This window comes from Streptomyces sp. iso_384 (assembly GCF_056172905.1).
In genome coordinates, this window is record NZ_JBWBTT010000001.1 from 2,651,225 (window position 1) to 2,677,210 (window position 25,986).

At 72.0% G+C, this 25,986-nt stretch carries 23 protein-coding genes; 13 read left to right on the forward strand and 10 right to left on the reverse strand.

Annotated elements, in window-relative coordinates; genetic code table 11:
* Positions 1–52: 52 nt before the first annotated feature.
* Together fsxC and fxsT are read left to right on the forward strand one after the other, a co-directional pair.
* Positions 53–1,393: an FxsC protein gene (fsxC, locus tag AC0VY3_RS11680; protein WP_181011122.1), complete on the forward strand. Its 1,341-nt coding sequence runs from the start codon at positions 53–55 to the stop codon at positions 1,391–1,393.
* Complete coding sequence (gene fxsT / locus AC0VY3_RS11685) at positions 1,390–5,325, forward strand: FxSxx-COOH system tetratricopeptide repeat protein (protein ID WP_103512796.1); 3,936 nt, start codon at positions 1,390–1,392, stop codon at positions 5,323–5,325. The genes fsxC and fxsT overlap by 4 nt, the downstream gene beginning before the upstream one ends.
* Before the next feature lie 41 nt (positions 5,326–5,366).
* On the opposite strand, the gene AC0VY3_RS11690 is transcribed toward fxsT, so the two are convergent.
* A complete protein-coding gene (locus AC0VY3_RS11690) occupies positions 5,367–6,278 on the reverse strand; it encodes an alpha/beta fold hydrolase (RefSeq protein WP_475549563.1) in 912 nt (303 codons plus the stop codon).
* Between the two features lie 418 nt (positions 6,279–6,696).
* On the opposite strand from AC0VY3_RS11690, the gene AC0VY3_RS11695 reads away from it, so the two are divergent.
* Entirely contained in the window at positions 6,697–7,782 is a 1,086-nt protein-coding gene (locus tag AC0VY3_RS11695) for a S1 family peptidase (RefSeq protein WP_103512794.1), read from the forward strand.
* 85 nt (positions 7,783–7,867) lie between these two features.
* On the opposite strand, the gene AC0VY3_RS11700 is transcribed toward AC0VY3_RS11695, so the two are convergent.
* A complete protein-coding gene (locus AC0VY3_RS11700; RefSeq protein WP_475549564.1) occupies positions 7,868–8,365 on the reverse strand; it encodes a phospholipase in 498 nt (165 codons plus the stop codon).
* Positions 8,366–8,600: 235 nt separating this feature from the next.
* Positions 8,601–9,665 carry an ABC-2 transporter permease gene (locus tag AC0VY3_RS11705; RefSeq protein ID WP_103512792.1) on the reverse strand — a complete coding sequence of 355 codons (1,065 nt, stop codon included), beginning with the start codon at positions 9,663–9,665 and terminating at the stop codon, positions 8,601–8,603.
* Between the two features lie 222 nt (positions 9,666–9,887).
* Here AC0VY3_RS11705 and AC0VY3_RS11710 point away from each other — a divergent pair, with 222 nt between their 5' ends.
* Positions 9,888–10,778, forward strand: coding sequence for an esterase/lipase family protein (locus AC0VY3_RS11710; protein ID WP_103512791.1), 891 nt, complete (start codon positions 9,888–9,890; stop codon positions 10,776–10,778).
* A gap of 130 nt (positions 10,779–10,908) precedes the next feature.
* Here AC0VY3_RS11710 and AC0VY3_RS11715 read toward each other — a convergent pair whose 3' ends face one another.
* Positions 10,909–11,967 carry a lytic polysaccharide monooxygenase auxiliary activity family 9 protein gene (locus tag AC0VY3_RS11715; RefSeq protein WP_103512790.1) on the reverse strand — a complete coding sequence of 353 codons (1,059 nt, stop codon included), beginning with the start codon at positions 11,965–11,967 and terminating at the stop codon, positions 10,909–10,911.
* A gap of 214 nt (positions 11,968–12,181) precedes the next feature.
* Between AC0VY3_RS11715 and AC0VY3_RS11720 the strand changes: the two genes are divergently transcribed.
* The gene (locus AC0VY3_RS11720) at positions 12,182–12,694 is read left to right on the forward strand and encodes a hypothetical protein (RefSeq protein ID WP_475549565.1); all 513 of its coding nucleotides are present in this window, start codon (positions 12,182–12,184) and stop codon (positions 12,692–12,694) included.
* A gap of 40 nt (positions 12,695–12,734) precedes the next feature.
* Here AC0VY3_RS11720 and AC0VY3_RS11725 read toward each other — a convergent pair whose 3' ends face one another.
* Positions 12,735–13,421, reverse strand: coding sequence for a response regulator (locus tag AC0VY3_RS11725; protein ID WP_030085733.1), 687 nt, complete (start codon positions 13,419–13,421; stop codon positions 12,735–12,737).
* Between the two features lie 115 nt (positions 13,422–13,536).
* On the opposite strand from AC0VY3_RS11725, the gene AC0VY3_RS11730 reads away from it, so the two are divergent.
* From AC0VY3_RS11730 to AC0VY3_RS11750, 5 genes are all read left to right on the forward strand, one after another.
* Positions 13,537–14,520, forward strand: coding sequence for a Bug family tripartite tricarboxylate transporter substrate binding protein (locus AC0VY3_RS11730; protein ID WP_030085731.1), 984 nt, complete (start codon positions 13,537–13,539; stop codon positions 14,518–14,520).
* Positions 14,517–15,056, forward strand: a complete 540-nt coding sequence (locus tag AC0VY3_RS11735; RefSeq protein ID WP_475549566.1) for a tripartite tricarboxylate transporter TctB family protein — start codon at positions 14,517–14,519, stop codon at positions 15,054–15,056. Before AC0VY3_RS11730 ends, AC0VY3_RS11735 begins: the two co-directional genes overlap by 4 nt.
* Positions 15,057–15,059: 3 nt before the next feature.
* Entirely contained in the window at positions 15,060–16,589 is a 1,530-nt protein-coding gene (locus tag AC0VY3_RS11740) for a tripartite tricarboxylate transporter permease (protein WP_103512785.1), read from the forward strand.
* A gap of 13 nt (positions 16,590–16,602) precedes the next feature.
* Positions 16,603–18,096, forward strand: a complete 1,494-nt coding sequence (locus AC0VY3_RS11745; protein WP_475549567.1) for a methyltransferase domain-containing protein — start codon at positions 16,603–16,605, stop codon at positions 18,094–18,096.
* 91 nt (positions 18,097–18,187) lie between these two features.
* Positions 18,188–18,571 (forward strand): hypothetical protein, encoded by a 384-nt coding sequence (locus tag AC0VY3_RS11750; protein WP_146065978.1) that lies wholly within the window; start codon positions 18,188–18,190, stop codon positions 18,569–18,571.
* A 100-nt stretch (positions 18,572–18,671) separates the two neighbouring features.
* On the opposite strand, the gene AC0VY3_RS11755 is transcribed toward AC0VY3_RS11750, so the two are convergent.
* Both AC0VY3_RS11755 and AC0VY3_RS11760 read right to left on the reverse strand, forming a co-directional pair.
* Positions 18,672–19,184 (reverse strand): ribonuclease FAU-1 family protein, encoded by a 513-nt coding sequence (locus tag AC0VY3_RS11755; RefSeq protein WP_103512783.1) that lies wholly within the window; start codon positions 19,182–19,184, stop codon positions 18,672–18,674.
* Positions 19,165–20,085, reverse strand: a complete 921-nt coding sequence (locus AC0VY3_RS11760) for a GNAT family N-acetyltransferase (RefSeq protein ID WP_103512782.1) — start codon at positions 20,083–20,085, stop codon at positions 19,165–19,167. Before AC0VY3_RS11760 ends, AC0VY3_RS11755 begins: the two co-directional genes overlap by 20 nt.
* Before the next feature lie 71 nt (positions 20,086–20,156).
* Between AC0VY3_RS11760 and AC0VY3_RS11765 the strand changes: the two genes are divergently transcribed.
* Complete coding sequence (locus AC0VY3_RS11765; protein WP_098024561.1) at positions 20,157–20,531, forward strand: GntR family transcriptional regulator; 375 nt, start codon at positions 20,157–20,159, stop codon at positions 20,529–20,531.
* Between the two features lie 73 nt (positions 20,532–20,604).
* Here the strand turns inward: AC0VY3_RS11765 and AC0VY3_RS11770 are convergent, their stop codons facing one another.
* Positions 20,605–21,699 carry a DUF5925 domain-containing protein gene (locus AC0VY3_RS11770; protein ID WP_242736109.1) on the reverse strand — a complete coding sequence of 365 codons (1,095 nt, stop codon included), beginning with the start codon at positions 21,697–21,699 and terminating at the stop codon, positions 20,605–20,607.
* 246 nt (positions 21,700–21,945) lie between these two features.
* Between AC0VY3_RS11770 and AC0VY3_RS11775 the strand changes: the two genes are divergently transcribed.
* A complete protein-coding gene (locus AC0VY3_RS11775; protein ID WP_475549568.1) occupies positions 21,946–22,749 on the forward strand; it encodes an SGNH/GDSL hydrolase family protein in 804 nt (267 codons plus the stop codon).
* Between the two features lie 271 nt (positions 22,750–23,020).
* Positions 23,021–23,284 carry a hypothetical protein gene (locus AC0VY3_RS11780; RefSeq protein ID WP_003970092.1) on the forward strand — a complete coding sequence of 88 codons (264 nt, stop codon included), beginning with the start codon at positions 23,021–23,023 and terminating at the stop codon, positions 23,282–23,284.
* A 55-nt stretch (positions 23,285–23,339) separates the two neighbouring features.
* Here AC0VY3_RS11780 and AC0VY3_RS11785 read toward each other — a convergent pair whose 3' ends face one another.
* Both AC0VY3_RS11785 and AC0VY3_RS11790 read right to left on the reverse strand, forming a co-directional pair.
* A complete protein-coding gene (locus AC0VY3_RS11785; protein WP_475549569.1) occupies positions 23,340–24,536 on the reverse strand; it encodes a CaiB/BaiF CoA transferase family protein in 1,197 nt (398 codons plus the stop codon).
* Positions 24,537–24,615: 79 nt separating this feature from the next.
* Entirely contained in the window at positions 24,616–25,908 is a 1,293-nt protein-coding gene (locus tag AC0VY3_RS11790; protein WP_475549570.1) for a type ISP restriction/modification enzyme, read from the reverse strand.
* Positions 25,909–25,986 lie beyond the last annotated feature (78 nt).

Genomic DNA, 25,986 nt, shown 5'->3' on the forward strand with positions numbered 1-25,986 from the left:
GCGGTCCGCTCCGGAATGATGAGTTCGCTTGCACTCCCTTCCTCCTTCTGGGATGCGAGTGCTCACACAGGACGGGGGTCGTGTGCACGCATCGACGCAACAGCGAGCGGTGGGCCATCGGCCGTATTTCTTTCTGAGTTACGCCCACACACCGGGGTACGGCGGCGGCACGGACCCCGATATGTGGGTCGAGCGGCTATTCCAAGATCTCTGCGGTCATGTGATGGCCATGACCGACTTACCCGCAGGCGCGCCCGCGGGATTCATGGACCGCGAGATACGTTCCGGCGAGGGATGGTCGGAACGGCTCGGTGATGTCCTCGCCACCTGCCGGGTCTTCGTTCCGCTGTTCTCGCCGCGCTACTTCGCCAGCGAGATGTGCGGCAAGGAGTGGTACGCCTTCGAACAGCGGGCCATCCACCACCGGGCCCGCTCCAACCAGCCGGCCGAGGCCATCGTGCCGGCCCTCTGGGTGCCGGTGCCGCCGAGTCAACTACCCGGCTCCGCCGAGCGGTTGCAGTTCAACCACCGCGACTTCGGGGAACGGTACGTCAGCGACGGCCTCTACGGGCTGATCAAACTCCGGCTCTTCGCCGAGGAGTACGAACGGGCCGTCTACGAACTGGCCAAACGCATCGTCAGCGTCGCCGACTCGGTCCGTATCGACACCGGCCGGCCGGTCGACTACCGCCTCGCACCCAGCGCCTTCGGCTCGCCCAGCAGCGGGGTCGGCGCACCCCGGCCGATGCAGATCACCATCGCGGCGCCCACCCGCCACGATCTGCCCGAGGGCCGCAACAGCGACCACTACGGCGACCACCCCCAGGACTGGAACCCCTACTACCCGGCCGCCGCCCGCCCGTTGGCCTATGTGGCCGAGGAACTGGTCCGCTCGCTCAACTACCAGGCGGTCATCACCTCGTTCGACGAGGACCGGCACGACGGCAAGGCCCCGCCCAGCACCCCCGAGATCCTGCTCGTCGACCGCTGGGCCCTGAGGGACGAGGACCACCGCCGCAGGCTCGCCGCCTTCGACGCCGGGAACCGGCCCTGGGTGACCATGGTCGTGCCGTGGAGCCGCGACGACCACCAGAGCAGAGCGGCCGAGACCGAGCTCATCGAGAAGCTCGAAGCGACCATGCCGATCAAGATGGGCCAGGGCCGGGCCCTGTGCCGCGCGGCGGCGAAGGGAGTGCCCACGATGGAGGCGTTCGGCCAGCTCCTGCCTCAGGTCGTCGAGGTGGCCGCCCAGCAGTATCTGAAGCACGCCAAGGCCTACCCGCCCGGACCCGGCGGCGGATCCGGCGAGCGGACCCGGCTCACCGGCCCCATGGGCGCCACGAGCTACATACCCGACCCGCACGACCCTGCGACGGAAGCGGAGGACCTATGAGTGCCGGTCGTGACGGGCGCATCGTCACCTTCTACTCGTACAAGGGCGGTACCGGGCGCACCATGGCGCTCGCCAACGTCGCCTGGATCCTCGCGGCCAACGGCAAGCGGGTCCTGGCCGTCGACTGGGACCTGGAGGCCCCCGGGCTGCACCGGTTCTTCCACCCCTTCCTCGACCCGGCCACCCTCGGCGCCACCACCGGCGTGATCGACCTGATCACCGAGTACGCCTGGGCCGCGACCAGCCCCGCCCAGCGCGCCGAGGACTGGCACCGCGACTACGCCCGCATCCAGCCGCACGCCGTGTCGCTGACCCCGGAGTCGCTCGGCTGGGAGTTCCCGCAGGGCGGCACGCTCGACTTCGTCTCCGCCGGACGGCAGAACCGCGAGTACTCCGCGACGGTCTCCACCTTCGACTGGGACAACTTCTACGACCGCTTCGGCGGCGGCCACTTCTTCGACGCGCTGCGCGACGACATGAAGGCCAACTACGACTACGTCCTCATCGACAGCCGCACCGGCCTCAGCGACATCGCCGACATCTGCACCGTCCACCTCCCCGACGTGCTCGTCGACTGCTTCACCCTCAGCGACCAGTCCATCGACGGCGCCGCCTCCGTCGCCCGCCAGATCGCCGAGCGCAACACCGGCCGCCCCATCGCCCTCTACCCCGTCCCGATGCGCATCGACGAGGGCGAGAAGGAGAAGGCGGACGCCGGACGGGCGCTGGCCCGGCTCAAGTTCGACCGGCTGCCCCGCGATCTGTCCGGCGACGAACTCACCGCCTACTGGGGCGCGGTGGAGATCCCCTACCGCCCGTACTACGCCTACGAGGAGACGCTCGCCACCTTCGGCGACGAGGCCGGTCTCACCAACTCGCTGCTCTCCGCCTTCGAACGGCTCACCGCGGTCATCACCGACCGGGAGATCACCTCGATGCCCCCGATCGGCGAGGAGATCCGGCTGCGGATCCGCGACGCCTTCACCCGGCGCAGGCCCGCCCTGCCCGCCGATCTCCACCTCAGCTATGTGGCGGAGAACCGGATGTGGGCCGACTGGCTCGAATCGATTCTCACCCGGGCCGGCTTCCGGGTCGTGCCGCGCGACGTCTCCGCCGAACGCCCGCCCGAGGTGCAGGCCGACACCGGCGCTACGAGCGCCGCCCGCACCGTGGTGCTGCTCTCCAGCGCCTATCTGAAGTCCCAGCGCGCGGTCGAGCTGTGGGAACGCACCGCCGCCGAGGCCGTGGGCAGCGGCCGCCGCCGGCTGGTTCCGCTGCGGGTCGGGGACGTACGCCTGACCTCTCCGTACATCGACCGCAACCCCGTCGACCTGTTCCGGCTGGACGAGGTGCACGCCACCACCGCCGTGATGCGGGCCCTGGACCGCCCGGTGCAGGTGGCCGACGGGGTGTCGCCCGGACCCCGCTTCCCCGGCACCGTGCCGAGGATCTGGAACGCGCCGCCCCGCAACCCCGGCTTCACCGGCCGCTCGCTCGTCCTGGAGCGGATGCGCGACCAGCTCGGCGGCGGCCTCGCCGTCGTCCTGCCGCAGCCGCAGACGCTGTACGGACTCGGCGGCGTCGGCAAGACGCAGGTCGCCCTGGAGTACGTGCACCGCTTCATGGCCGACTACGACCTGGTGTGGTGGATATCGTCCGAGCAGCCCGACGACGTGGTCGCCTCGCTCGCCGAACTCGCCGTCCGGCTCGGCGCCCAGGGCGGCGACGACATGGCGGCCGCCTCCCAGGAGGCCGTCGACCTGCTGCGGCGCGGGGTGCCCTCGGACCGCTGGCTGCTGGTCTTCGACAATGCGGACGACCCCGAGCAGCTGCGCCGCTACTTCCCGCAGGGCGGCTCCGGCCACATCCTGGTGACCTCCCGCAACCAGAGCTGGTCCCAGCACGGCGACGCGCTGCCCGTGGACGTCTTCCTCCGCGAGGAGTCCATCGAGCACCTCCAGCGCCGGGCTCCGGGGCTCAGCGACGAGGACGCCGCCCAGGTGGCGACCGCGGTCGGCGACCTGCCGCTGGCCGTGGAGCAGGCGGCCGCCTGGATCGCGGAGACCGCCACCCCCATCGACACCTATCTCGAACAGCTCGCCCAGCAGGCGCCCCAGGTCCTCGCGCTCAACCAGCCGGCCGGCTACCCGGAACCGGTCGCCGCGACCTGGAACATCTCCATCGCCCGGCTCAAGGAGCGCTCGCCCGCCGCCGTACGGCTGCTCCAGCTCTGCGCCTTCTTCGCCCCGGAGCCGATCTCCGCGAACCTCCTCTACAGCAAGGAGATGATCGACGCGCTGAAGCCGTACGACTCCTCGCTCCAGGAGAAGCTGGTGCTGGGCCGGGTCATCCGGGAGATCGGCCGGTTCGCCCTCGCCAAGGTCGACCAGGTCTCCAACTCCATCCAGGTGCACCGCCTCGTCCAGGCCGTGATCAAGGCGCAGCTCAGCGAGGAGGAGCAGCGTGAGGCCCGGCACGTCGTCCACCGCATCCTCGCGGGCGCCCGGCCCGACGACGACGAGCCGATAGACAACCCGGAGACCTGGCCGCGCTTCGCCACGATCTGGCCGCACCTCGGCCCCTCCGACGCCCGCAACTGCAAGGAGCCGGAGACCCGCAGGCTCCTGATCGACCGGGTCCGCTACCTCTGGAAGCGCGGCGACGTCAGGACCGCCGGGGCGCTGGGCGACGAACTGCGGGAGATCTGGAAGGAGAAGCTGGGCGAACGCGATCTGCAGTACCTCTACCTCTGCTTCCATCTCTCCAACATCCTGCGCACCCGCGGGCGTTACGTGGAGGCGAAGGAGCTGGACGAGTTCACCCTGGAACGCCAGCGGGCGGTGCTGGGACCCGAGCACCCGCACACGTACATGACCACCAGCAGCCTCGCCATCGACCTCGGTCTGCTGGGGGACTACGCGCGGGCGATCGAGATGGCGACCGAGGCCCACGAGGGGTTCGGGCAGATCTTCCACGACTCCCACCCCCGGACCCTGGCCGCCGCCAACAACCTGGCCCTGAACCTGCGCAGCGTCGGCCAGTACGCCCGCGCCCGGGAGATCGACCAGGACGTCTACGACCTGCGCTCCCAGGTGCTGGGAGCGCAACACCCCTACAGCCTCTCCTCCGCCATGAACCTCGCCCGTGACCTGCGGGAGGTCGGGCGGTACGAGGACTCGGTGGGGCTGCTCAGCACGACGTACAACAGCTTCAAGGAGACGATGGGCCGCAGCTTCCCGGCCACGCTGAGCGCCGCGAAGAGCCTCGCGGTGTCGTTGCGCAGGGCGGGCCGGCTGGAGGACGCGCGCCGCCTCACAGTGGCGACCCGGGCCCGCTACCGGGCGAAGTACACCATCGCCAACCCCGATTCGCTGGCCTGCGACCTCAACCTCGCCGCCGACCTGTTCGCGGCGGGCGAGAGCGCCGAGGCGAGGGACACCGCGCAGGAGGTCGTCGACCAGTACATGAAGGTGCCGGGGGAGAAGCACCCGTACACGCTGGCGGCGCAGAACAACCTCGGTGTCTATCTGACGGGGGCCGGGGAGCCGGAGGCGGCGGAGCGGGTGCTGAAGCTGGTCGTCGCCGGTATGCGGGAGACCTTCGGCCGGGAGCACCCCAACACCCTGTTCTGCGTGATGAACCTGGCCAGCGCGACCGCGGACCGGGGCGAGCTGGACATCGTGCTGCAGACCGAGCAGCGGCTGTCCGGGCAGCTGCGCGAGGCGCTCGGGACGCACCATCCCGAGACCCTGGCCATGACCTCGAACATGGCGGTCACGCTCGACGCCATGGGGCGGGAGGACCAGGCGGTGCAGCTGCGCGCGGAGATCTTCCCCGAACTGACGCGCCAGCTCGGCGACGACCATCCGCTGGTCCGTGTCGTCCGGACCGAGGAGCGGTTCCGGCGGGAGCTGGAGCCGATGTCGGTGTGACCGGCCGTGGACCGGCCGTGGACCGGCCGTGCCGGGAGGGCTCACCCTCCCGGCACGGCCGTCGGCAGCGTCCGGTGCCGGTGCTCCCGCGCGTCCAGCAGCCAGTCCAGGACCCGGGGCAGCATGGGGAACGCGTCGAAGTGGGCCGCCGACGGTTCGAGTACGGCGGTGGCGCCCGGGATCTGCCGGGCCAGCCAGCGGGAGTGGCCGACCGGGGCGAAGACGTCCTGCACCCCGTGCCAGAGCAGCACCTCGCCGGTGATCCGGGAGGGATCGAACCCCCAGGGGCTGGAGAACGCGAGGGCGTCGTCGATCCAGCCGTACGCCGAATGGCGCAGCCCCTCGCTGTAGTTGCGCAGCAGCATGGACCGGATCCCCGCGTCGTTGACCACCATCCGGTCGGAGTCGGTCAGCTCCCGGCGCAGATCGTCCAGGAGCCGGACCGGATTCCGCCGGATCTGCGCGGAGCGGACGATGAAGGACTCCGCCAGACTGTCCGGGTCGTCCGCCGCCGTGGAGTACGCGAGGACGTTGGACGCGGTCATCCCGTCGAACCAGTCGAGACCGGCGGCGTCCGGGGGCGCGAGACTGACCAGCGCCGCGGTCCGGGTGATCCGTTCCGGCATCAGCGCCGCGCAGGCCAGGGCGTGCGGGGCGCCGCCGGAGCGGCCCACCACGGCGAACCGCTCCAGGCCCAACGAGTCGGCGATGGCCCGGACGTCCTCGACGACGTCCTTGATCCGGCGGCCCTCGTGCCGGTCGCTGTCGCCGTATCCGGGGCGGTCGTAGGTGATCAGCTGCGTATGGCGCTGGTACAGCACCATGCCCCGGGGAGCGGGGCCCAGCCTGCTGCCCGGGGTGCCGTGCAGGAGAAAGACCGGTCTTCCCCGCGGATCCCCCATCCGCTCCACCATCAGATGCCGGCCGTCCGCCGCGAGCACCCGATTGCGCACCCGTGCCTCCTCCGCTCGGTCATCCGGCGGGCGCGTGCCCCCTTTTCGATGATGACCCATCAGAAGCGTAACGGGGACTGTTCGACGACAGGAACTGCGAAGGTACGGGGAGGCTCCCGGTGGACGAGGTCCGTCGCCATCCGGACGGGTGGGCACACCATCCGGACCGGCAGGGGCGAAAACCGGACAGGCCTAGTCCTCACCCAGGGGCGGTCGATGGTTGCACCGGGTGTTCGCGAACGGAACCGACGAGGCGTGACCCGGGGTAGGTGAACGCCTCGCGTGCGAAGCGTCTGTGTCGTGTGCACGTCTGGAAGTCGGCCTTGTGTGCGTATCGAGGCCTCGGAATAGTGGGCGCCCCATCCTCCGTGTACGAGCACCCCACTTGCTCCGTGCGCGGCCCCACAGGAGGTCGAAGTTGAAGCATCGACGCATATCGAGGAAGCGCGCGACGCTGGCCGGCTCGGCCGTCGTCGCTCTGGTCGCAGCGGGATTCACGTTCCAGTCTGCGAACGCCAGCGATGATGTGCCGGAGTTCGCGGTCAAGACCCTTGGCGTGAACGCGGCCGGAAAGCTGGCCACCGTCCTGGACCGTGACCTGGGCGCGGCCGCGGCGGGTTCGTACTACGACAGCACGGCGAAGGTCCTCGTCGTGAACGTCGTCGACGAGGCCGGCGCCGAGCAGGTCCGCCAGGCGGGCGGCAAGGCCAGAATCGTGGAGAACTCCCTCGCCGAGCTGAAGTCGGCCCGGCAGACCCTCACCGACAGGGCGACCATCCCGGGCACCTCCTGGGCGGTCGACCCGGTGAGCAACAAGGTGGTCGTCACCGCCGACCGCACGGTCGGCGGCGCTGCCTGGAAGAAGCTCTCGGCCGTGGTCGAGGGTCTCGGCGGCACGGCCGAACTCAACAGGACCGAAGGAGAGTTCAAGCCGCTGATCGCGGGCGGCGACGCGATCTGGGGCTCCGGCTCCCGCTGCTCGCTCGGCTTCAACGTGGTCAAGGACGGCGAGCCGTACTTCCTGACCGCGGGCCACTGCACCGAGTCGGTCACCAGCTGGTCGGACACCCAGGGCGGCTCGGAGATCGGAGCGAACGAGGGCTCCAGCTTCCCGGAGAACGACTACGGCCTGGTCAAGTACACCTCGGACATCGCGCATCCGAGCGAGGTGAACCTCTACGACGGCTCCACCCAGGCGATCACCCAGGCGGGCGACGCGACGGTCGGTCAGCAGGTCACCCGTAGCGGCTCCACCACCCAGGTGCACGACGGTGAGGTCACCGCGCTGGACGCCACGGTCAACTACGGCAACGGCGACATCGTCAACGGCCTCATCCAGACGACGGTCTGCGCCGAGCCGGGCGACAGCGGCGGCGCCCTCTTCGCGGGCGACACCGCGCTCGGTCTGACCTCGGGCGGCAGCGGCGACTGCTCCTCGGGCGGCACGACCTTCTTCCAGCCGGTTCCGGAGGCGCTGGCCGCCTACGGCGCCGAGATCGGCTGACGCGCCACCGCTCCGCCGCACGGCGGCGCAAGGAAGGGCCCCCGGTTCGCCGGGGGCCCTTCCCGTTGCCCTGGCGCGGTCGGGCTCAGGCTGCCTGGGGCAGGTTGCGGGAGCCCGCGTCCGCCGGGGAGACGCCGAAGATCTTCACGGCCTGGTAGTAGGTCCAGGCGGTGCTGTTGCACGAGGTCTTCGTCGCGCCCGAGTAGCCGGCGCACACCCGCTTGAGGTCCTCGTAGAAGGCGGAGTCGATCCGGGCCTTGTTGGCGGAGAACGCGCCCGCGGCCTTGTAGTTCCGGTAGCCGAAGTCGTGGCGGGCGCAGGAGTTCTGGAACGGGAAGCCGAAGGGGTTGTCGGGGGAGCTGCTGCAGTAGTCCGTCGACCAGTCGAAGCCGTACGCGGACCAGGCGCCCTGGTTGGTGCGGGCGGCGTTCCACGCGTGGTAGCTGGAGGCGCTCGTCTGGGTCCAGGAGCTGAGCACCTGTGGCTTGTCGGCAGGGGCGGCCGAGGCGGAACCGGCGGTGATCAGGGCGAGCGGGAGCGACAGCGCGACCGCGGTGAGCGGGACCGTGAATCGACGCAGCATGAGCGACCTCCGTGGGGGTGAAAGGAAGGGGGCCTGACCGTGCTCCTCGTCGGGTGGTACGAGGGGCAGGAACAGCATGTAGCCATGTACCTGTCATGCCTAGTCATCGCACGGACCGGACATCAAGAATGGGGCGGTACGTCAGATGGGGCCGCCGTCACGGCGGCCCCACAGGCGGATCTTCACGGAGGAAAGGGGCGAAGGCGAAGGGGTGGCGGAGGGGGCCCGCCCGGCGTCAGGCCGGGGTCGACCCGCCGGTGCCCGGCGCCGGGGCGGCGGCCATGACCGTGGCGTCCACCGGATCCGTGTCCGTCCGCTTCCGCAGCGACAGAAACAGGGTCAGCGCCGTACCGACGGCCGCCCAGGCCGAGAGCACCAGCAGCGGACCGGTGATCGCGTTGCCCCGGAAGTAGGCGATCGAACGGGCCGCCCAGGTGCCTGCCCCCGGAGGAAGGGCCGGGCCGATCGCCCGCCAGAAGTCCGGGAGCATCGGGAGCGGGAAGGCGCCGCCCGCGCTCGGGTTGCCCGCGATGACGATGATCAGGACGGCCAGGCCGATGCCGACGATCCCGGTCAGGGCCTGCAGGGCGAGCGTGGTCATGCCGACCGCGAAGACGACCAGGGCGCCCAGACCGGCCAGCCCCCAGAAACTTCCGGGCAGCGCGCCGAGGACCGGCCCGACGACGAGCGCGCCGCCGATGCCGCCGACGACGGAGTACAGCGCCATCGTTCCGGTCCGGATCGCCGCGCGCTGCCGGTTGGCGGGTTTGGCGCCTGCGCTGATCGCCAGGATCGAGGCACAGAGATAGCCGCCGACGCACCACCCGACGACCAGATAGAAGGACGAGAGCCCGTTGAAGTCCTCGCCGGACGCCGGGGCGACGTCCACGGTCCGCACCGCCCGTCCCTGGGAGTCCTCGACCCCGGTGAGGATCCGCTCCAGAGCGGTGACCAGAGCGGTCCCGCCGCCGGAGGCGACCAGCAGGGTGTCGGTGCGGCCCTCCGCCGCGACGATCAGGGCGCCGTCGATGTCACGGTTCATGATCTGCCTGCGCGCCTCGGCCGCGCTGCTCACCGCACGGGGGTCCAGCGGTCCGCCGGGCAGCCCGTCCAGCTGGTCGACGAGCTGCTGGGACATCTGCTGCGGGGCCACCACCCCGAAGGCGACGTCCGTCGGCTTCGGCTTGTGCAGCGCTCCGACGTAGGAGGCGATGAACAGCAGTTGCAGCGCGACCACACCGATGACGAGCAGGGCGGCCCGTGGGGTGACGGCGTTCTTCACCTCGTCGACGAAAGTCATGCCCCCACCGTCCGGGCGGGGCAGGGTTCACGCAGTCGGGGCGGGGCCGAACGGCGTAGGCCTCCACCCGATCCCCGGTGGGGCCGCGCCAGTTTTTACCGACGCGTAACTTCCCTCCCCGCCTTACTCGTGCGTAATTTGGCATGAGCACGTACAGCTTGTGGTCCGGGCCACAGGGCGCACCGCCATCGCACCTCCCTTGAGCCGCAAGGAGACCACACGATGCTGCCCTGGTTCCGTGCTGCGCGCGTTCCCCGCGCGCGCAGCCTGCTCGCCGCCCTGCTCCTCGCCCTCACCGTTCTCGTCGCCCCCACGGCGACCGCGAGCGCGGCCCCCGCCGCCGAAGCGGCCACATCGCGTGGCTGGAACGACTACTCCTGCAAGCCCTCCGCCGCCCATCCCCGCCCGGTCGTCCTGGTCCACGGAACCTTCGGGAACTCGATCGACAACTGGCTGGTCCTCGCCCCCTACCTGGTCAACCGGGGCTACTGCGTCTTCTCCCTCGACTACGGCCAGCTGCCCGGTGTGCCGTTCTTCCACGGCCTCGGGCCCATCGACAAGTCCGCCGAACAGCTCGACGTGTTCGTCGACAAGGTGCTCGACGCCACCGGAGCCCCGAAGGCCGACCTCGTCGGCCACTCCCAGGGCGGCATGATGCCCAACTACTACCTGAAGTTCCTCGGCGGCGCCGACAAGGTCAACGCCCTCGTCGGCATCGCCCCGGACAACCACGGCACCACGCTGCTCGGCCTCACCAGACTGCTGCCGTTCTTCCCCGGTGTCGAGAAGTTCATCAACGACAAGACCCCCGGACTGGCCGACCAGGTCGCCGGATCGCCCTTCATCACCAAGCTCACGGCGGGCGGTGACACCGTCCCCGGGGTCCGCTACACCGTCATCGCGACCAAGTACGACCAGGTCGTGACGCCGTACCGTACGCAGTACCTGGACGGGCCGAACGTACGCAATGTCCTCCTCCAGGACCTGTGCCCGCTCGACCTGTCCGAGCACGTGGCGATCGGGACCATCGACCGCATCGCCTTCCACGAAGTGGCCAACGCCCTCGACCCGGCCCGTGCCACGCCGACCACCTGCGCCTCGGTCATCGGCTGACCCACCGCGCGTGAACGGGCCGGGGCCCGCCGTCCGATGGTGCGGACGGCGGACCCCGGCCCGTCATGACCTGCCGCGCCCGACGTCCCGGAGGGACGCGGCAGGGGTACGAAGAGGGGTGCTGCGGCGGTCAGCGGCCGTGGCGTCCCGTCGAGGCGGCGGCCCGTCGGCGCTGCGAGGCGAACAGCACGGCCGCACCGGCGGCGAGCACTCCGGCACCCCCGATCGCCAGGTACGTGCTGCTGCCGGAGCCGCCCGTCTCGGCCAGCACCTCGTCCTTGCTCGCGGTGTTGGCCTCGGGGGCGTTGCCCTCGGCCTTGTCCGTGCCCTTGTCCTGCGGGGCGGCCGGAGCGGCGGCGTTGACCTTCGCCCCGGTGTTCGCGTCGTCGTCGCCGTGGCCGTTGTGCTCGACGGAGGACTTCTCGGCGCCCTCGGCGATCGCGTCCTCGGACGGCGCGGAGGGAGCCGCTGCCGGAGCCTCGGCGCCGGCGTCACCGCCGGAACCCTGCTCCCCCTTCCCCTCCTCCTTCTCCGCCGAGCCGCTGCCCGCCGAGCCGCCGCCGAACGTCACGTCGGAGCAGGCGTAGAACGCCTCGGGGGAGTCGGAGCGCTGCCAGATCGTGTAGACCAGCTGCCGTCCGGAGCGCTCGGGGATCGTCCCGTCGAAGACGTACGAACCGTTCTCCAACACCGGGTCGGTGACCTCGGCGAAGGGCTTCGCCTCCAGGTCCGACCAGGCCAGCGGCTTCGTGGCGTCATAGCCGGGCTTCGTCATGTACAGCTCGAACGACCCCTTGTGCGGGGCCGTCGCGCGGAACCGGAAGGTGTGCTCGCCCGCCGACAGCGCGGTGGCCGGCCAGTCGGCGCGCGGCAGGTCGAGCCCCTTGAACTTGTCGTTGGCCGCGCTGCACAGCTTGCCGTCCGGGATCAGGTCACGGTGCTTGCCCGCCGCGTTGGCGATGTTCACCCCGTTCCAGTCGTACAGCGCCTGCGTCCCGCCCGCCGCGACCGCCGCCTGGCACGCCGCCGACTTCGGGCTCTCCGGACCCTCCGCGAAGCAGGCGGACACCCGGCTCACCGGGTCGGTGAGCGAACCGTGCGCGACGGCCGGGGTGGCGGTCAGCCCCGCCAGTGCGAGCGGTGCGAATCCGAGGGCGAGGATCCCGGCGGCCTTGCGACGAGCGGTCATGGATGGACTCCTTCTGAACGGCACTGCTGCGGCACAGCTGTTGGGGGGTGGCGATCAGCAAGCTAGCCGCTCGGAAGCCCGAAAAGGCCTGCTGGGAGGGGGTGATGGCGATCCTTATGGTGGCTTTAAGGACGGGCTAAGAGGGCGCTCAGGAAGGGGGGCGCGATACTCGACGGTGAAGGGCGCGGAAGCGCGACGGGGGAGGCGGACGGGCATGGTCAACCGATGGGGCGAGGACGAGGCGGTGCGGGACGAGCGCCTGCCGCTGGAGTACGCCGTGCTTCCCGCGCAGCGGCGGCTGTGGCGGTGGATCGCCGGGGGGTGGCTGACGACCTACGTGCTCGCCGCCCTGTACATGGGCGCGGGCAGCGGGGCCGCTCTGCCGCTGTGGGTGGCGGCGCTCGTCTGTCTGCCGGTGGTGGCAGCGGCGGTGCACTCGTGGCGCAAGTCCGCCGGAGGGACCCGTATCGACGAGGACGGGGTCACCACCGGGGTCTGGCCCACCCGGCAGCTGTGCCGCTGGGAGGAGATACGGGCCGTCACCACGGTGCGCACCGGCAGTGGGCCGAGCGCCCGTACCTTCATCCAGCTCGTACGGCAGGACAGCCGTGCCGTGACGCTCCAGGCCCCCGTCGACCTGGCGGAGGACCCCGACCACCGGTTCCGGCGGGCCCATGCGATCGTGCGCGACGCCTGGGAGGAGCGATGCGGCGGCGGTGCCGCCTGAGAGCGCGGGGAGTCCCGGGGGCCGGTGCGGGCGTGCGGGCTCAGCCCGTCCAGCGGTAGCGGCGTTCCGGGCGGCCCGTGCCTCCGTAGCGCAGGGTCACCGCGGCCCGGCCCGTACCGGCGAAGTACTCCAGGTAGCGGCGCGCGCTGACCCGGGACAGGGCGCCCGCCTCGGCGCACTCCGAGGCCGACAGGCCCTCCGGGTGGTCGCGCAGGGTGCGTTCCACCAGCTCGGCCGTGGGGGCGGCCAGGCCCTTCGGCAGCTCGCGCGAGCCGGGCGGGCGGGTGCCGAAAATCTGGTCGACGTCCTCCTGGCGGGCCTCGCCCAGCTCGTCCAGGCGGGTGCGCAGCGAGGCCACATGGCGCATCTGCTCCTGGAGGGCCGACCGGCTGAACGGCTTGATGAGGTAGTGCAGGGCCCCTGCCCGCAGCGCCGCCCGGATCACCCCCGCGTCGCGGGCCGCCGTGATGAACAGGGCGTCCGTGCTGGGGCGTGAGGCGTCCCGCTCCTCCGCCGCACGCAGCGCCCGCAGGACGTCGATCCCGTCCATATCGGGCAGGTAGATGTCGAGCAGTACCAGATCGGGGCGCAGCCGCTCGGCCGCGCGCAGGGCGTCCGCGCCGTTGTGCGCCACCCCGGCGACCGTAAACCCGTCCATTGCGGACACGTAGCGGCTGTGCAGTTTCGCGACCATGAAGTCGTCGTCCACCACCAGCACAGTTGTCACGCCGACACGCTAGGGCCCGACCGCAACGACCACAACGTCCGTTGATACCGGAAGAGAGACAGCTTCTTAACGCGCAGGCAACATGTGGGCCACTTCACAGCGAAAGGCGGAACCCGTGCGACTGCGCACTCTCCTCGCCCTGCTCGGGGCCGCGTTGCTGGTGGTGGTGGGGCCGCCCCTGCTCTCCACCGGTGACGGTTCGGACACCGGTACCCAGATTCCCGGGCTCCGCTTCATGGTCCCCAACACCCCCGGCGGCGGCTACGACATCACGGCGCGCACCATGGCCAAGAACGCCGAGGACGCCGGACTCACCCACAACATCGAGGTGTTCAACCTCCCGGGCGCCGGCGGCACGGTCGGCCTGACCCGGCTCGTCGGCGAACACGGCAACGGCAAGCTCGCGCTCTCCATGGGCCTCGGCGTCGTCGGGGCCGTCCACACCAACAAGTCCCCGAGCACGCTCGCCGACACCACCCCGATCGCCCGGCTCACCGAGGAGCCGGACATCGTCGTCGTCGCGAAGAACTCCCCGTACCGCACCATCGCCGACCTGCTCGCCGCCTGGAAGAAGGACCCGGCCCGCGTCCCGGTCGGCGGCGGTTCCTCGCCCGGCGGCCCGGACCACCTCGCCCCGATGCTCATGGCGCAGGCCGCCGGCATCGCCCCGAGGACGGTCAACTACGTGCCGTTCGACGGCGGTGGCGAACTTCTCGCCTCCATCCTCGGCAACAAGGTCGGCTTCGGGGTCTCCGGCCTCGGCGAGTACCGCGACCAGATCGAGGCGGGCGAGCTGCGGCTGCTCGCCGTGACCGGCCCGAAGCGGGTGCCGGGCCTCGACGCCCCCACCCTGCGCGAAGCCGGACTCGACACCGAGTTCACCAACTGGCGCGGCATCGTCGCCCCGCCCGGTCTCTCGGACGCCGAACGCGACAAGCTCACCGGTCTCATCCGCGAACTCCACGCCTCGAAGCAGTGGAAGGAGTCGATGAAGAAGAACGGCTGGGACGACGCCTTCCTCGCCGGTGAACCCTTCGGCGACTTCCTCGACGAGCAGGACCGGCGTGTCGCCACCGTTCTCAAGGAGCTGGGACTGTGACCACCGAATCGACAGAACCCGCCGGGTCCAGTGGCGGCGGTGCCCGCGCCTGGCTGCGCGAGCACTCCGAACTCGGCGTCTGCGTAATGCTGTTCGCGCTCGGCGCGCTCGTGCTCACCGACGCCCTCACCATGAACGTCGACATAGCCCAGCGCGGTCCCATCGGCCCCCGCACCGTCCCCTTCGTCGTCGGCGCCGGGCTCCTGCTGGTCGGGGCCCTGCTCGCCGTCGACGTGCTGCGCGGCGGACGCGGCGAGGCCGAGGGCGGTGAGGACGTCGACCTCGACGAACCGGCCGACTGGCGCACGGTCCTCCTGCTCGCCGGGGTCTTCCTCGCCACCGCCGTCCTGATCGGCCCGCTCGGCTTCCCGATCGCCGGGGCGCTGCTCTTCTGGGGCTCCGCCTACGCCCTCGGCAGCCGGCACCACGACCGTGACCCGCTCATCGCGGCCGGGCTCTCCCTCTTCACCTACTTCGTCTTCGACAACCTGCTCGGTGTCCCCCTTCCGGGCGGCCCGCTGATGGGGGTGCTCTGACCGATGGATTCCCTCAACTCCCTCATCGACGGCTTCGGTACCGCGCTCACCCCGATGAACCTGCTGTGGGCCGCCATCGGCGTCCTGCTCGGCACGGCCATCGGCGTCCTCCCCGGCATCGGACCCGCGATGGCCGTGGCGCTGCTGCTCCCGGTGACGTACGGACTCGACCCGACCGGCGCGTTCATCATGTTCGCGGGCATCTACTACGGCGCGATGTTCGGCGGCTCCACCACCTCGATCCTCCTCAACACTCCCGGTGAGAGCGCCGCCGTGGTCGCCGCGATCGAGGGCAACCCGATGGCGAAGGCCGGACGCGGCGCCCAGGCGCTCGCCGCCGCCGCGATCGGTCACTTCGCGGGCGGCATGATCGGCACCATCCTGCTGGTCGTCCTCGCCCCGACCGTCGCGTCGCTCGCCATCGGCATCGGCGCGCCGGACTACTTCGCCATCATGGTGCTGGCCTTCATCGCCGTCACCTCCGTCCTCGGCGCCTCCCGCATCCGCGGCATCGCCTCGCTCCTGATCGGCCTCACCATCGGACTGGTCGGCCTGGACCGGATGACCGGCCAGCAGCGCCTGACCTTCGGCTCGCTCCAACTCGCCGACGGCGTCGACGTGGTGATCGTCGCGGTCGGGCTCTTCGCGATCGGCGAGGCCCTCTGGGTCGCCGCCCATCTGCGCCGCTCCACCGGAAAACCCATCCCGGTCGGCCGGCCCTGGCTCGGCCGCACCGACCTGAAGCGCACCTGGAAGCCCTGGCTGCGCGGCCCCGTCATCGGCTTCCCCTTCGGGGCGATCCCGGCGGGCGGCGCGGAGATCCCCACCTTCCTCAGTTACGTCACAGAGAAGCGGCTCTCCAAGCACCGCGACCAGTTCGGCAAGGGCGCCATCGAAGGCGTCGCCGGACCGGAGGCCGCCGCCTCCGCCTCCGCCGCCGGAACGCTCGTCTCGATGCTCACCCTCGGGCTGCCCACCACCGCCGTCGCCGCCGTGATGCTGGCCGCCTTCCAGCAGTACGGAATCCAGCCGGGCCCGCTTCTCTTCGAACGCGAACCGGAGCTGGTCTGGGGGCTCATCGCCTCGCTGTTCGTCGGCATGGTGCTGCTGCTCGCCCTCAACCTGCCGCTCGCCCCCGTCTGGGCGAAGCTCCTGCGGATCCCGCGCCCCTATCTCTACGCGGGCATCCTCTTCTTCGCCGCCGTCGGTGCGTACGCGGTCGGCGGCGAGTCCCTCGACCTGGTGATCCTCCTGGTCATCGGGCTGATCGGGTTCGGGATGCGGCGGTACGGGCTGCCGGTGCTGCCCGCCGTCATCGGGGTCATCCTCGGCCCGGCCGCCGAACAGCAGCTGCGCCGCGCGCTCCAGATCAGCGACGGCAGTGTGACCGGCCTCGTCAACACCCCGTTCTCGGTCACGGTCTACGTGATCGTGGCGCTGATCGTGGCCTGGCCGCTGATCGGCCGGCTGATCACACGGCTGCGCGGTGGCCGGAAAACGGCAGAGGAGTCCCGCACTGTCAGTGGCGGCTGAGAGCATCGGAGCCATGACCACGATCGACTGGGACGCGGCGGCCGGATCCTTCGACGAGGAGCCCGACCACGGGCTCCTCGACCCCGCGGTGCGCGACGCCTGGGCCGGGCGGCTGGAGAGCTGGCTGCCCGCCACCCGCGGCGATGTGCTGGACCTGGGGTGCGGCACCGGCAGTCTCTCCCTGCTCGCCGCGGGCCAGGGCCACCGCGTCACCGCCGTCGACCGCTCGCCCCGCATGGCCGAAAAGGCCCGGGCCAAGCTCGCCGGGACCGGCGCGGAGGTCCTGGTCGGGGACGCCGCCCGGCCCCCGGTCGGCGAGCGGGCGTTCGACGTCGTCGTGGCCCGGCACGTCGTCTGGCTGCTCCCCGATCCGGCAGCAGCCCTGGAGCACTGGTTCGGCCTGCTGAAGCCGGGCGGGCGGCTCGTGCTGATCGAAGGGGTGTGGGGCGGCGCCGGTCTGTCCGCCACCACGCTCACCGCCCTCCTCGCCGACCGCACCGAGCGCATCCACCACGAGGACCTGGCCCCCGACAGCCGGCTCTGGGGCAAGAAGGTCGACGACGAGCGCTATGCGCTGGTCGCCCGCGCGATGCCGGCGTACCGGCACACCGAAGTGGTCGACGTCCATCTGATCCTGCGGCGCGGTCCGGACGTCCTGCTGGCCCGCCGCTCCGACACCGGGTATGCGGACGGGCTGCTCCACCTGCCCTCCGGCCATGCGGAGGACGGCGAGGACGTCCGCGAGGCGATGATCCGGGAGGCCGCCGAGGAGACCGGCCTCGCACTGGGCCCCGACGACCTGCGGGTGGCCCTCGTGATGCAGCACCGGGGCCCCGGCGGCGGGGCGCGCATGGGCTGGTTCTTCGTCGCGGAGTACGACCCGGAGCGCCCGCCGCGCAACGCGGAGCCGGAGAAGTGCTCCGAGCTGGACTGGTTCCCGCTGGCCGCGCTCCCGGACGACATGGTGGCGTACTGCCGTGCGGGCCTGGACGGGTATCGGGCGGGTGAGCACTTCATGATCCACTGGCATCGGGACGGGGAGCCGATCGCGTACGTCCCGGGCGGTGTCGGCCGGGCCGTCCCGCTGCCCGCCGCCGGGGAGACCACCGGCCGGGTGCACCACGTCGAGCTGTGGGTCGCGGATCTCGCGGCGGCGGAGCGCAGCTGGGGCTGGCTGCTGGACCGGCTCGGCCATGTCCCGTACCAGCACTGGGTCCACGGCCGCAGCTGGCGGCGCGGCGATGCGTATGTCGTGCTCGAACAGTCGCCGGACCTGGTCGCGGGCGGCCACGACCGCCGCCGCCCCGGGCTCAACCACCTGGCGTTCCACATCGCCGACCGGGCCGCCCTCGACGCACTGGTGGCCGAGGCCCCGGCGTACGGCTGGCGGCTGCTGTTCCCCGACCGCCATCCGTACGCGGGCGGCGACGGCCACCACGCCGCCTATCTGGAGGACCCGGCGGGATACGAGGTCGAGTTGGTCGCCGGCTCCCGGCCCCGGCCCTGAGCCGCCGGGCCGTCCCCTACGGGGGCCGCCGTGCATCCGGTGTGCCGTGCGTGATGGACTGGCGTACGTTCACCGAGGTCACGGGGGAGAGATGACAGCCGAGGAGACCGGGCCGCCGACGCCCGCCGCAACAGACGCCGCACCGGATCAGGGCCGGCGGGACGCCCGCCGGATGGACTCCTGGTCGATCGCGTGGATGTTCCTGGCCCTGGTGGTCTGGGGATGGTTCGCGTTCCTGATGCTCGCCGACTACGGCCCGGAGTTCTACGGCAGAGCGAGGTGCCGGGGTCCGCTGATCGGCCCGTTGTCCGAAAGCACCCTCTGCCAAAGCGAGTTGCGGCAGTGGCCCGCGCTGCTGGGCATCCTCGCACTGGCGGTCCTGGCGACCGTCATCGCGGCGGCGACCATGGTGTACGCCAAGGTTCTCTCCCGGCTGGACCGCCGTGACGCGCCCGGCGCGCCGCCGCAGGGCTGATCCGCTCCACCGGCGCTCTGTCTTGCCGGACCGTCCGGCGCACGCTGCGGCGCCGGTCAGCCGAGAAGAGCGACGTGACCGGCGCACGCCGCCGCGCCGGTCAGCAGAGGAGACCGGCCAGCCCCTCGGTCCGGGCCAGGGCCTCCAGTTCGTCCAGGGCCGAGGCCGCCGCTCCGGCAGCCGCGGGATCGCGCTCGGCCAGACCGCTCTCCTCGAACTCGTCCTCGTCCAGCCGCAGCACCGACGAGCCGTCCGCCGACACCCACAGGTCCAGGTCCAGGTCCTCGACCGCCAGCACTCCGTCCGCGAGCACGGCGGGCCGGGTGATGTCGCAGTACCAGCCCTTGAGCACACCGTCGCCGGTGCGGACCTCCTTCACCGCGAACCACCGGTCCCGCCAGTAGTGCTCGGTGAACACGTCGCCCGGCTCGAACCGGACGAAGCCGAAGTCCCGTACCCCGGGCGCGGCCCACGGCGCCCGGACGGTGACGCGGACGCCGTCGTCGCGGACCAGCTCCGCCGGATACCTGATCTTGGTGCGGCCCGCCTTGGACAGGGCGACGACCAGGCCCTTCGTACGGCCCGACCGGGGCTCAGGGAAGGGTGCGGACATGGCGGACCTCCGTCGCGCAGATCTCGTAGCCGAACCAGGCGTTGACGGCCAGCATCGGGCCGTTGCCGGTGTCGTTGGAGGTGTAGGCGTCCGTGTAGCCGGCCGCCCGCGCCCGGTGCAGCGAGTCGTTCTTCGCCAGCTTCGCCAGGCCCCGCCCGCGAAACTCCCGCAGGGTGCCGGTCATGGAGCTCAGGTACGTCCGTACGCCGTCGGTGGTCGCCGCGCTGAACGCCGCCACCTTCCCGTCCACCAGCGCCACCGACGTCAGCCCCTGGTCGAAGGCCGGGTGTCGCCAGATGTTCGTCAGCCAGTCCTCGTAATCGTCCAGTTCGGAGGTGATGTCGCCCGGCTCGTCCGCCGTCACCTCGGCGTCCGCCTCGAACAGCGACCGGGGATCGTCCGCGAAGTCGGACCCGGGCCGCAGCTCGACGCCCGCCGGGAGCTCCTGACGCGGCGGCAGGGCCCCGCCCGCGAGGTCCAGCCGCTGGAAGTGGGCCGAGCGCTTGGGCTCATAGCCCCGCTTACGGGCGAACTCCAGGCTCTCCGGGTTGTCCAGCACCCACGCGTACAGCACGCTGGCCCCGACATCGGCCAGGTGCTCCTCCGCCGTGCGCAGCAGCAGCGAGCCCGCACCGCGGTTCGTGCGGCCGGGAAGCGTCTGCGGGGTGAAGTAGCCCTGCCCCGGCTCGGAACTCTCGTGGGCGATGCCCGCCTGTGCCGTGGCGATGATCTCGCCGTCCTCCTCGGCGACCAGCAGCCGGTAGTGCCGGTCGGGATGGGCGTGGGCGAGGTCGTGGACGACCTGTTCGGGGGTGGCCACCATCCAGGGGACCGACGCCCGGCGGGCATGGGTCCAGGCCTCCGCGTCGGACGGCCGGAAATCGCGCACGATCACAGTCATGCGGTGGACCGTATGCGCAGCCGTGCCCCGAACGCCTCCCCTTTTTCCGCCGGTGGGGGAGAATCGGCACCGTGACTGACAAGATCGTCCTCGACCCGGACTCCGGCATCGCCCCGTACGAGCAGCTGCGCACCCAGCTCTCCGAACTGGCCCGTTCCGGCGCGCTGCCGGTCGGCCACCGGCTCCCGACGGTACGCGGCTTCGCCGAGGAGCTGGGCCTCGCCGCCAACACCGTGGCCAAGGCCTATCGGGCCCTGGAGGCGGACGGGGTGATCGAGACCCGGGGGCGCAACGGAACCTTCGTCGCGGCGGCCGGGGGAGCGGCCGAGCAGCGGGCCGCCACCGCCGCGCAGCTGTACGCGGAGACCGCCGAACGGCTCGGCCTCACCCGGCAGCAGGCCCTGTCGCTGGCGAAGGACGCGGTGCGGGCCGCGTACGGGGACTGAGCCCTCACCCTCGACACCCGGCGTCACGCGCGTGGCACTCGACGTCTCACCCGCGACACCCGGCGTCAGAGGCTCAGAGGTACAGCCCCGCGTCCGCCCCCGCGTCCTGCTTCGGCACCGACGCGGGGCCGATGCCCCGGCGCAGCGCGTACAGCTCGGCGAGGGAATTGCCCTCCCGGCCGACCCCTTCGTCCGTGCCCAGCCAGGCCACCGACTCCTGACGGGTCAACGGGCCGACCTCGATCCTGGCCAGGCAGCGGCCGGGCCGTACGACCGCCGGGTGCAGCCGCTCCAGGTCCTCGTTGGTGGTGACCCCCACCAGGACGTTGCGGCCCTGGCCGAGCAGACCGTCGGTCAGGTTCAGCAGCCGGGACAGGGCCTGGCCCGCCGTGTGCCTGGCCTCGCCGCGGATCAGCTCGTCACAGTCCTCCAGGAGCAGCAGCCGCCACCGCCCCTTCGCCGTGCCGTCGTCCTCGCCGATCGCGATGTCCATCAGATAGCCGACGTCGTTGAAGAGCCGCTCGGGGTCCAGCACACAGTCGACCTGGCACCAGTCGCGCCAGGAACGGGCCAGGGTGCGCAGCGCGGACGTCTTGCCGGTGCCGGGCGGGCCGTGCAGCAGGAGCAGCCGGCCCGCGATGTCGTCCGGCGTCACCTTCATCAGCCGGCCCATGGCATCGGCCACCGGCGCGGTGTAGTTGGGCCGGACCTCGTCCCAGCTGCCGGCGGTGATCCGGCGGGTGGTGCGGTACGGGCCGCGGCGCGGCGAGACGTACCAGAAGCCCATGGTCACGTTGTCGGGCTGGGGCTCCGGCTCGTCCTGCGCCCCGTCCGTGGCCCGGCCGAGGACCTGCTCCGCCAGCTCCGGGCTGGTCGCGGTGACGGTGACGTCCGCGCCCCGGTTCCAGCGGGAGGCCAGCAGCGTCCAGCCCTCGCCCTCCGCGAGCGTCGCGCTGCGGTCGTCGTCCCGGGCGGCCCGCAGCACGGTGGCGTCCGGCGGCAGCAGCGTCGCATCCGCCTTGACCCGGTCGAGGGACGAACTGTGCGAGTACGGCTGCTCGCCCGTCGCGAAGCGGCCGAGGAAGAGCGCGTCGACGACGTCGGACGGCGCATCGCTGTCGTCGACGGTGAGCCGGATCGGCAGAGCGGATTCGGGGGAGTCAGGCATGGCGCCCATGATCCGGCACGGTGCCACCCCGTGCACCCGGGTTTCGCAGGCTCGGACGGGGCGGCGGGAGGGCGGCGGGCGGTGCCGGGAGCCGACGGGTCGCCAGGAGGACTACAAGGCGCGCCCGTTGAACTTCCGGGGGCGGACGGAAGCACAGCACTTCTATTTTTGGCATGAACACTTCCGAAGCGGTGAGGGTGCTGCTACTACGGAGTAGCGCAGATACCCCCTGCTCAAGGAGGTTCCATGAAAATGTCCAGACTCGTGGCGTTCTCGTCCTCTCTCCTGCTCGGTGCCGCCCTCGCCCTCACCGGTGCGGGGATCGCGAACGCCGACTCGTCCGCCGCGGCCGTCGACTACGTCGCCCTCGGCGACTCGTACTCCTCCGGCGTCGGAGCCGGCAGCTACGACGGCTCCAGCTGCAAGCGCAGCAGCCGCGCCTACCCCGCCCTCTGGGCGGCCGCCAACTCCCCCACCACCTTCGACTTCGCGGCCTGCTCCGGAGCCAGGACCGGAGACGTCACGGGCAGTCAGCTCGGCAGGCTGAACGCCTCGACCGACCTCGTCTCGATCTCCATCGGCGGCAACGACGCCGGCTTCGCCGACGTCATGACGACCTGTGTGCTCCAGTCCGAGGCCACCTGCCTCAACCGGATCGCCACCGCCCGTGCCTACGTCGACTCCACCCTGCCCGGCAGGCTCGACTCCGTGTACTCGGCCATCCGCGCCAAGGCCCCCTCCGCACAGGTCGTCGTCCTCGGCTACCCCCGCTTCTACCAGCTCGGCGGCGGCTGCATCGCCGGACTGAGCGAGAAGGAACGCGCCGCCATCAACGGGGCGTCCGACCACCTCAACTCGGCCACCGCCAAGCGGGCGGCGGACCACGGCTTCACCTTCGGCGACGTCAGGACGACCTTCACCGGGCACGAGATCTGCTCGGGCAGCTCCTGGCTGCACAGCGTGAACTGGCTCAACATCGGCGAGTCCTACCACCCCACCGCCGCAGGGCAGTCGGGCGGCTATCTCCCCGTGTTCAACTCCGCTCTCTGAGACCCCGCTCTCCGAAGTCCCATGGTCCGAGGATTCCCTCGCCCGTCGCCCCCTCGCACGGTCCGTGCGGGAGGGCGGTCGGGCAAACCCTCCGAACCGCGCGAACCGCTCGAACTGTCCGAAGTCGCCCTGGAATCGCGCGAATTCGGTAACGGGGCGTCAACCTCCGTATGTGTGTGCGCAATCCTGTGGCCGGGATACACGGGTGTCACCGCGGGACGATAGGGTTAACCTGCCCGGACCGGGTGCCCTCGTACGGGTGGGGAGTGACATGGAACAGATAACGGTGCGAAGCAGGCCGCGTGTGCCTGCCATCACATGCGGGAGCGGTGCGACCAGTACGCGCCTCGACCGCCATCTCGCGGTGCTCGGCGGCCCCGTCGTCCCGCAGCGCGAGTCGGCGGAAGCGACGCTGCTGATGCGTGAGCTGACCTCGCGTGATGCCGCGCACACCCGCCGGAGCAGGAGCGCACGCGTGTCGCTCTTCGCGCCGCTGCGGCGACTGCGGCGCTCGCTCTTCGGCAGCCGCCGCTGACCCACGGCACGGCATCACCCACCCCGGACCGGCCCACCGCTCGGGACGGACCAGGTCAGGCGATCACTCCGTCCCGGCGCAGCACCGATGTCTGCTCGTCCGTCATCCCCAGGGCTCGCAGCAGCGCATCGGTGTGCTCCCCCAGCGCCGGAACGGCACCCATCCGCGCTTCCTCACTCCCCGGCAGTGTGATCGGCGGCAGCAGCGCCCGCAACGGCCCCACCGGTGACTCCACTTCCCGCCACCGGTCCCGGGCCGCGAGCTGCGGATGCGTCACCACATCGGCCACCGTGTTCAGCCGCGCGCAGGCGATCCCCGCCGCCTCCAGGCCGGCCAGCGCCTCCCGCCCCGTCAGACCCGCCAGCGCCCGGCCCACCGCCGCATCGGTCCGCGCCCGGTTCGCGGTGCGTGCCGCGTTCGTCGCGAAGTCCGGATCCTCGGCCAACTCGGGCCGCCCGAGCACCTGTTCCGCCAGCCGTCGCCACTCCCGGTCGTTCTGCACGGAGAGCAGCACCTGCTCGCCGTCGGCCGTGGGGAACGCGTCGTACGGCGCGATCACCGAGTGCGCGAGACCGGTACGCGCCGGGGGAGCGGAGCCGTGCATCCCCTGGTGCAGCGGGTGGCCCATCCACTCGGCCAGCGCGTCCAGCATGGAGACCTCCACCGGGCCGCCCCGCCCGGTGGTCGCCCGCCGCAGCAACGCCGCGAGCACTCCGGAGAACGCGTACATCGCCGCCGCGATGTCCGCCGCCGGGACGCCCGCCTTCACCGGCTGCTCCGCCGTCCCGGTCACCGAGACCAGCCCCGCCTCGCACTGCACGAGCATGTCGTAGGCCCGCTTGTGCGCGTACGGCCCCTCCGCCCCGTATCCGGAGATGTCGACCGCCACCAGACGCGGGTGCGCCGCGCAGAGCGAGGCGGCGTCGAGCCCGAGCCGGGCCGCCGCCCCCTGGGCCAGGTTCTGCACGAACACATCCGCGCCGGCCACGAGTTCACGGACCACCGCCAGGCCGCGCGGGTCCTTCAGATCGACGGCGAGGGACTCCTTGCCCCGGTTGCACCAGACGAAGTGCGAGGCCAGACCGCGCGCCGCCGTGTCGTAACCGCGCGCGAAGTCGCCGCCGTCCGGGCGCTCCACCTTGATGACCCTGGCCCCGAGGTCGGCGAGCTGACGGGTGGCGAAGGGGGCGGCGACCGCCTGCTCGACGGCCACCACCGTGATGCCGTCGAGGGGGAGTGGTGATGTGTTCATGGCCCGTGCTTACCCTCCGACCGGCCCTTTCGCCAGCTCCCGCCCTCACTGCGGACCGCTCCGGCCCGCCCGGTCGCCGCTACAGCAGCGCGAACTGCCCCTCCGGGCCCTCCTCCTGGTGTCCGAGGACGGAGGCCGGACGCCGTGCCGAGGACGGGACCGGCAGCACTCCGGCCGCCCGCAGCTCGGCGGGACCGATCAGCGGACCCGCCTCCAGCGCGGCCCGCAGCTCCTCGCGGGGCCCCGCGGCGCCGTCCAGCAGGGCGAGAACGGTGATGAGTTCGAGCAGCTCCGAGGTCCACTCCCGGGGCCAGCCGCGAGCACCGACCGCGTCCAGAGCGTCCGGTGCCGCCCCCTCCGGCACCCGGCCCGCCGCCGCTGCCGCCCGGCGTCCGAACCAGAGCTCCAGCACCCGCACCCCGCCCACCGTGAACTCCCAGGCCGCCGCGGGCACCGGCGAGATCCGGCCGTCGCCGACGACCAGCGCCTCGTCCCCGGCGTCGTACGACAGCTCCGCGGGCCGGGCCGGGAGCGCCGCCCGCACATAGGGCCTGCGCCCGCCCGGCAGCCGGGGCCGCTCCCCGCCCCGGGCCCCGCGCGACTGGAGCCGCAGCAGCTCCCGGCCGAGCGCCACCCCCGACGACCACACCTCCGCGTCGGCCGGCAACGGGACATGGAGACCGGTGGCGGCGGGCCGGGCGGCGGCCAGAATCCAGGCCAGCACCGCTTCCGGGGTGAACGCGTCCGGGTCCGCCCCACCGCCGAGCCGCCCGCGCAGCAGCTCCGGGAGCCCCGGCGCGAGGTTGGGTTCCGCGCCGCCGGGCCTGCGGTACAGCGGCCTGATCCGGCCGGGCCGCCCGGCGGGGGAGCGCCCGTCGGGCAGCAGCGCGGTCACGGACAGGGCGGGCCCGGCGTCCTCGGGGGCGGAGCTGTGTTCCACCGCGAAGAGCTGCTGCCCGTCGGCGACCCGCCACAGCTCCGGACGGGCCGCGTCGATCAGCCGGTGGTCGGGCAGCAGCCACTGTTCGTCGTAGGGGCCGTGCAGGATCCTTACGGGGTCGGGGCAGGGGCCCGGAGCCCGGGCGAAGCGGGCCGTCCCGGTCGACTGGCCGGGCAGGGCCGCGACCGAGGTGCGGGGCGTACGGGAACGGGTGGGCGCGAACAGCCGCTCCTGCTCGGCGGCGTCGGCACCGGCCAGCCGCTCCCAGCGGGCCCGGAGCGCCACCGGGTCGGGGCCGCTCACCCAGGCGCGGCCGGTTCGCAGCGGCCGCACCGACCACGGCATCAGGTCGTCCAGCGGCACGAACGCGTCGAGCGGCGGGAACGCCGTGTCCCCGCCGGATCCGGCCGCCGCCGTCCTGCGCGCTGCCACCGAGCCGTCCCCCTGTCCCGTTTCCCCTGTCCGCCGTGACGCTTTCGCATCGTAACGGCGGGCGGCGGCCCCGTGGGG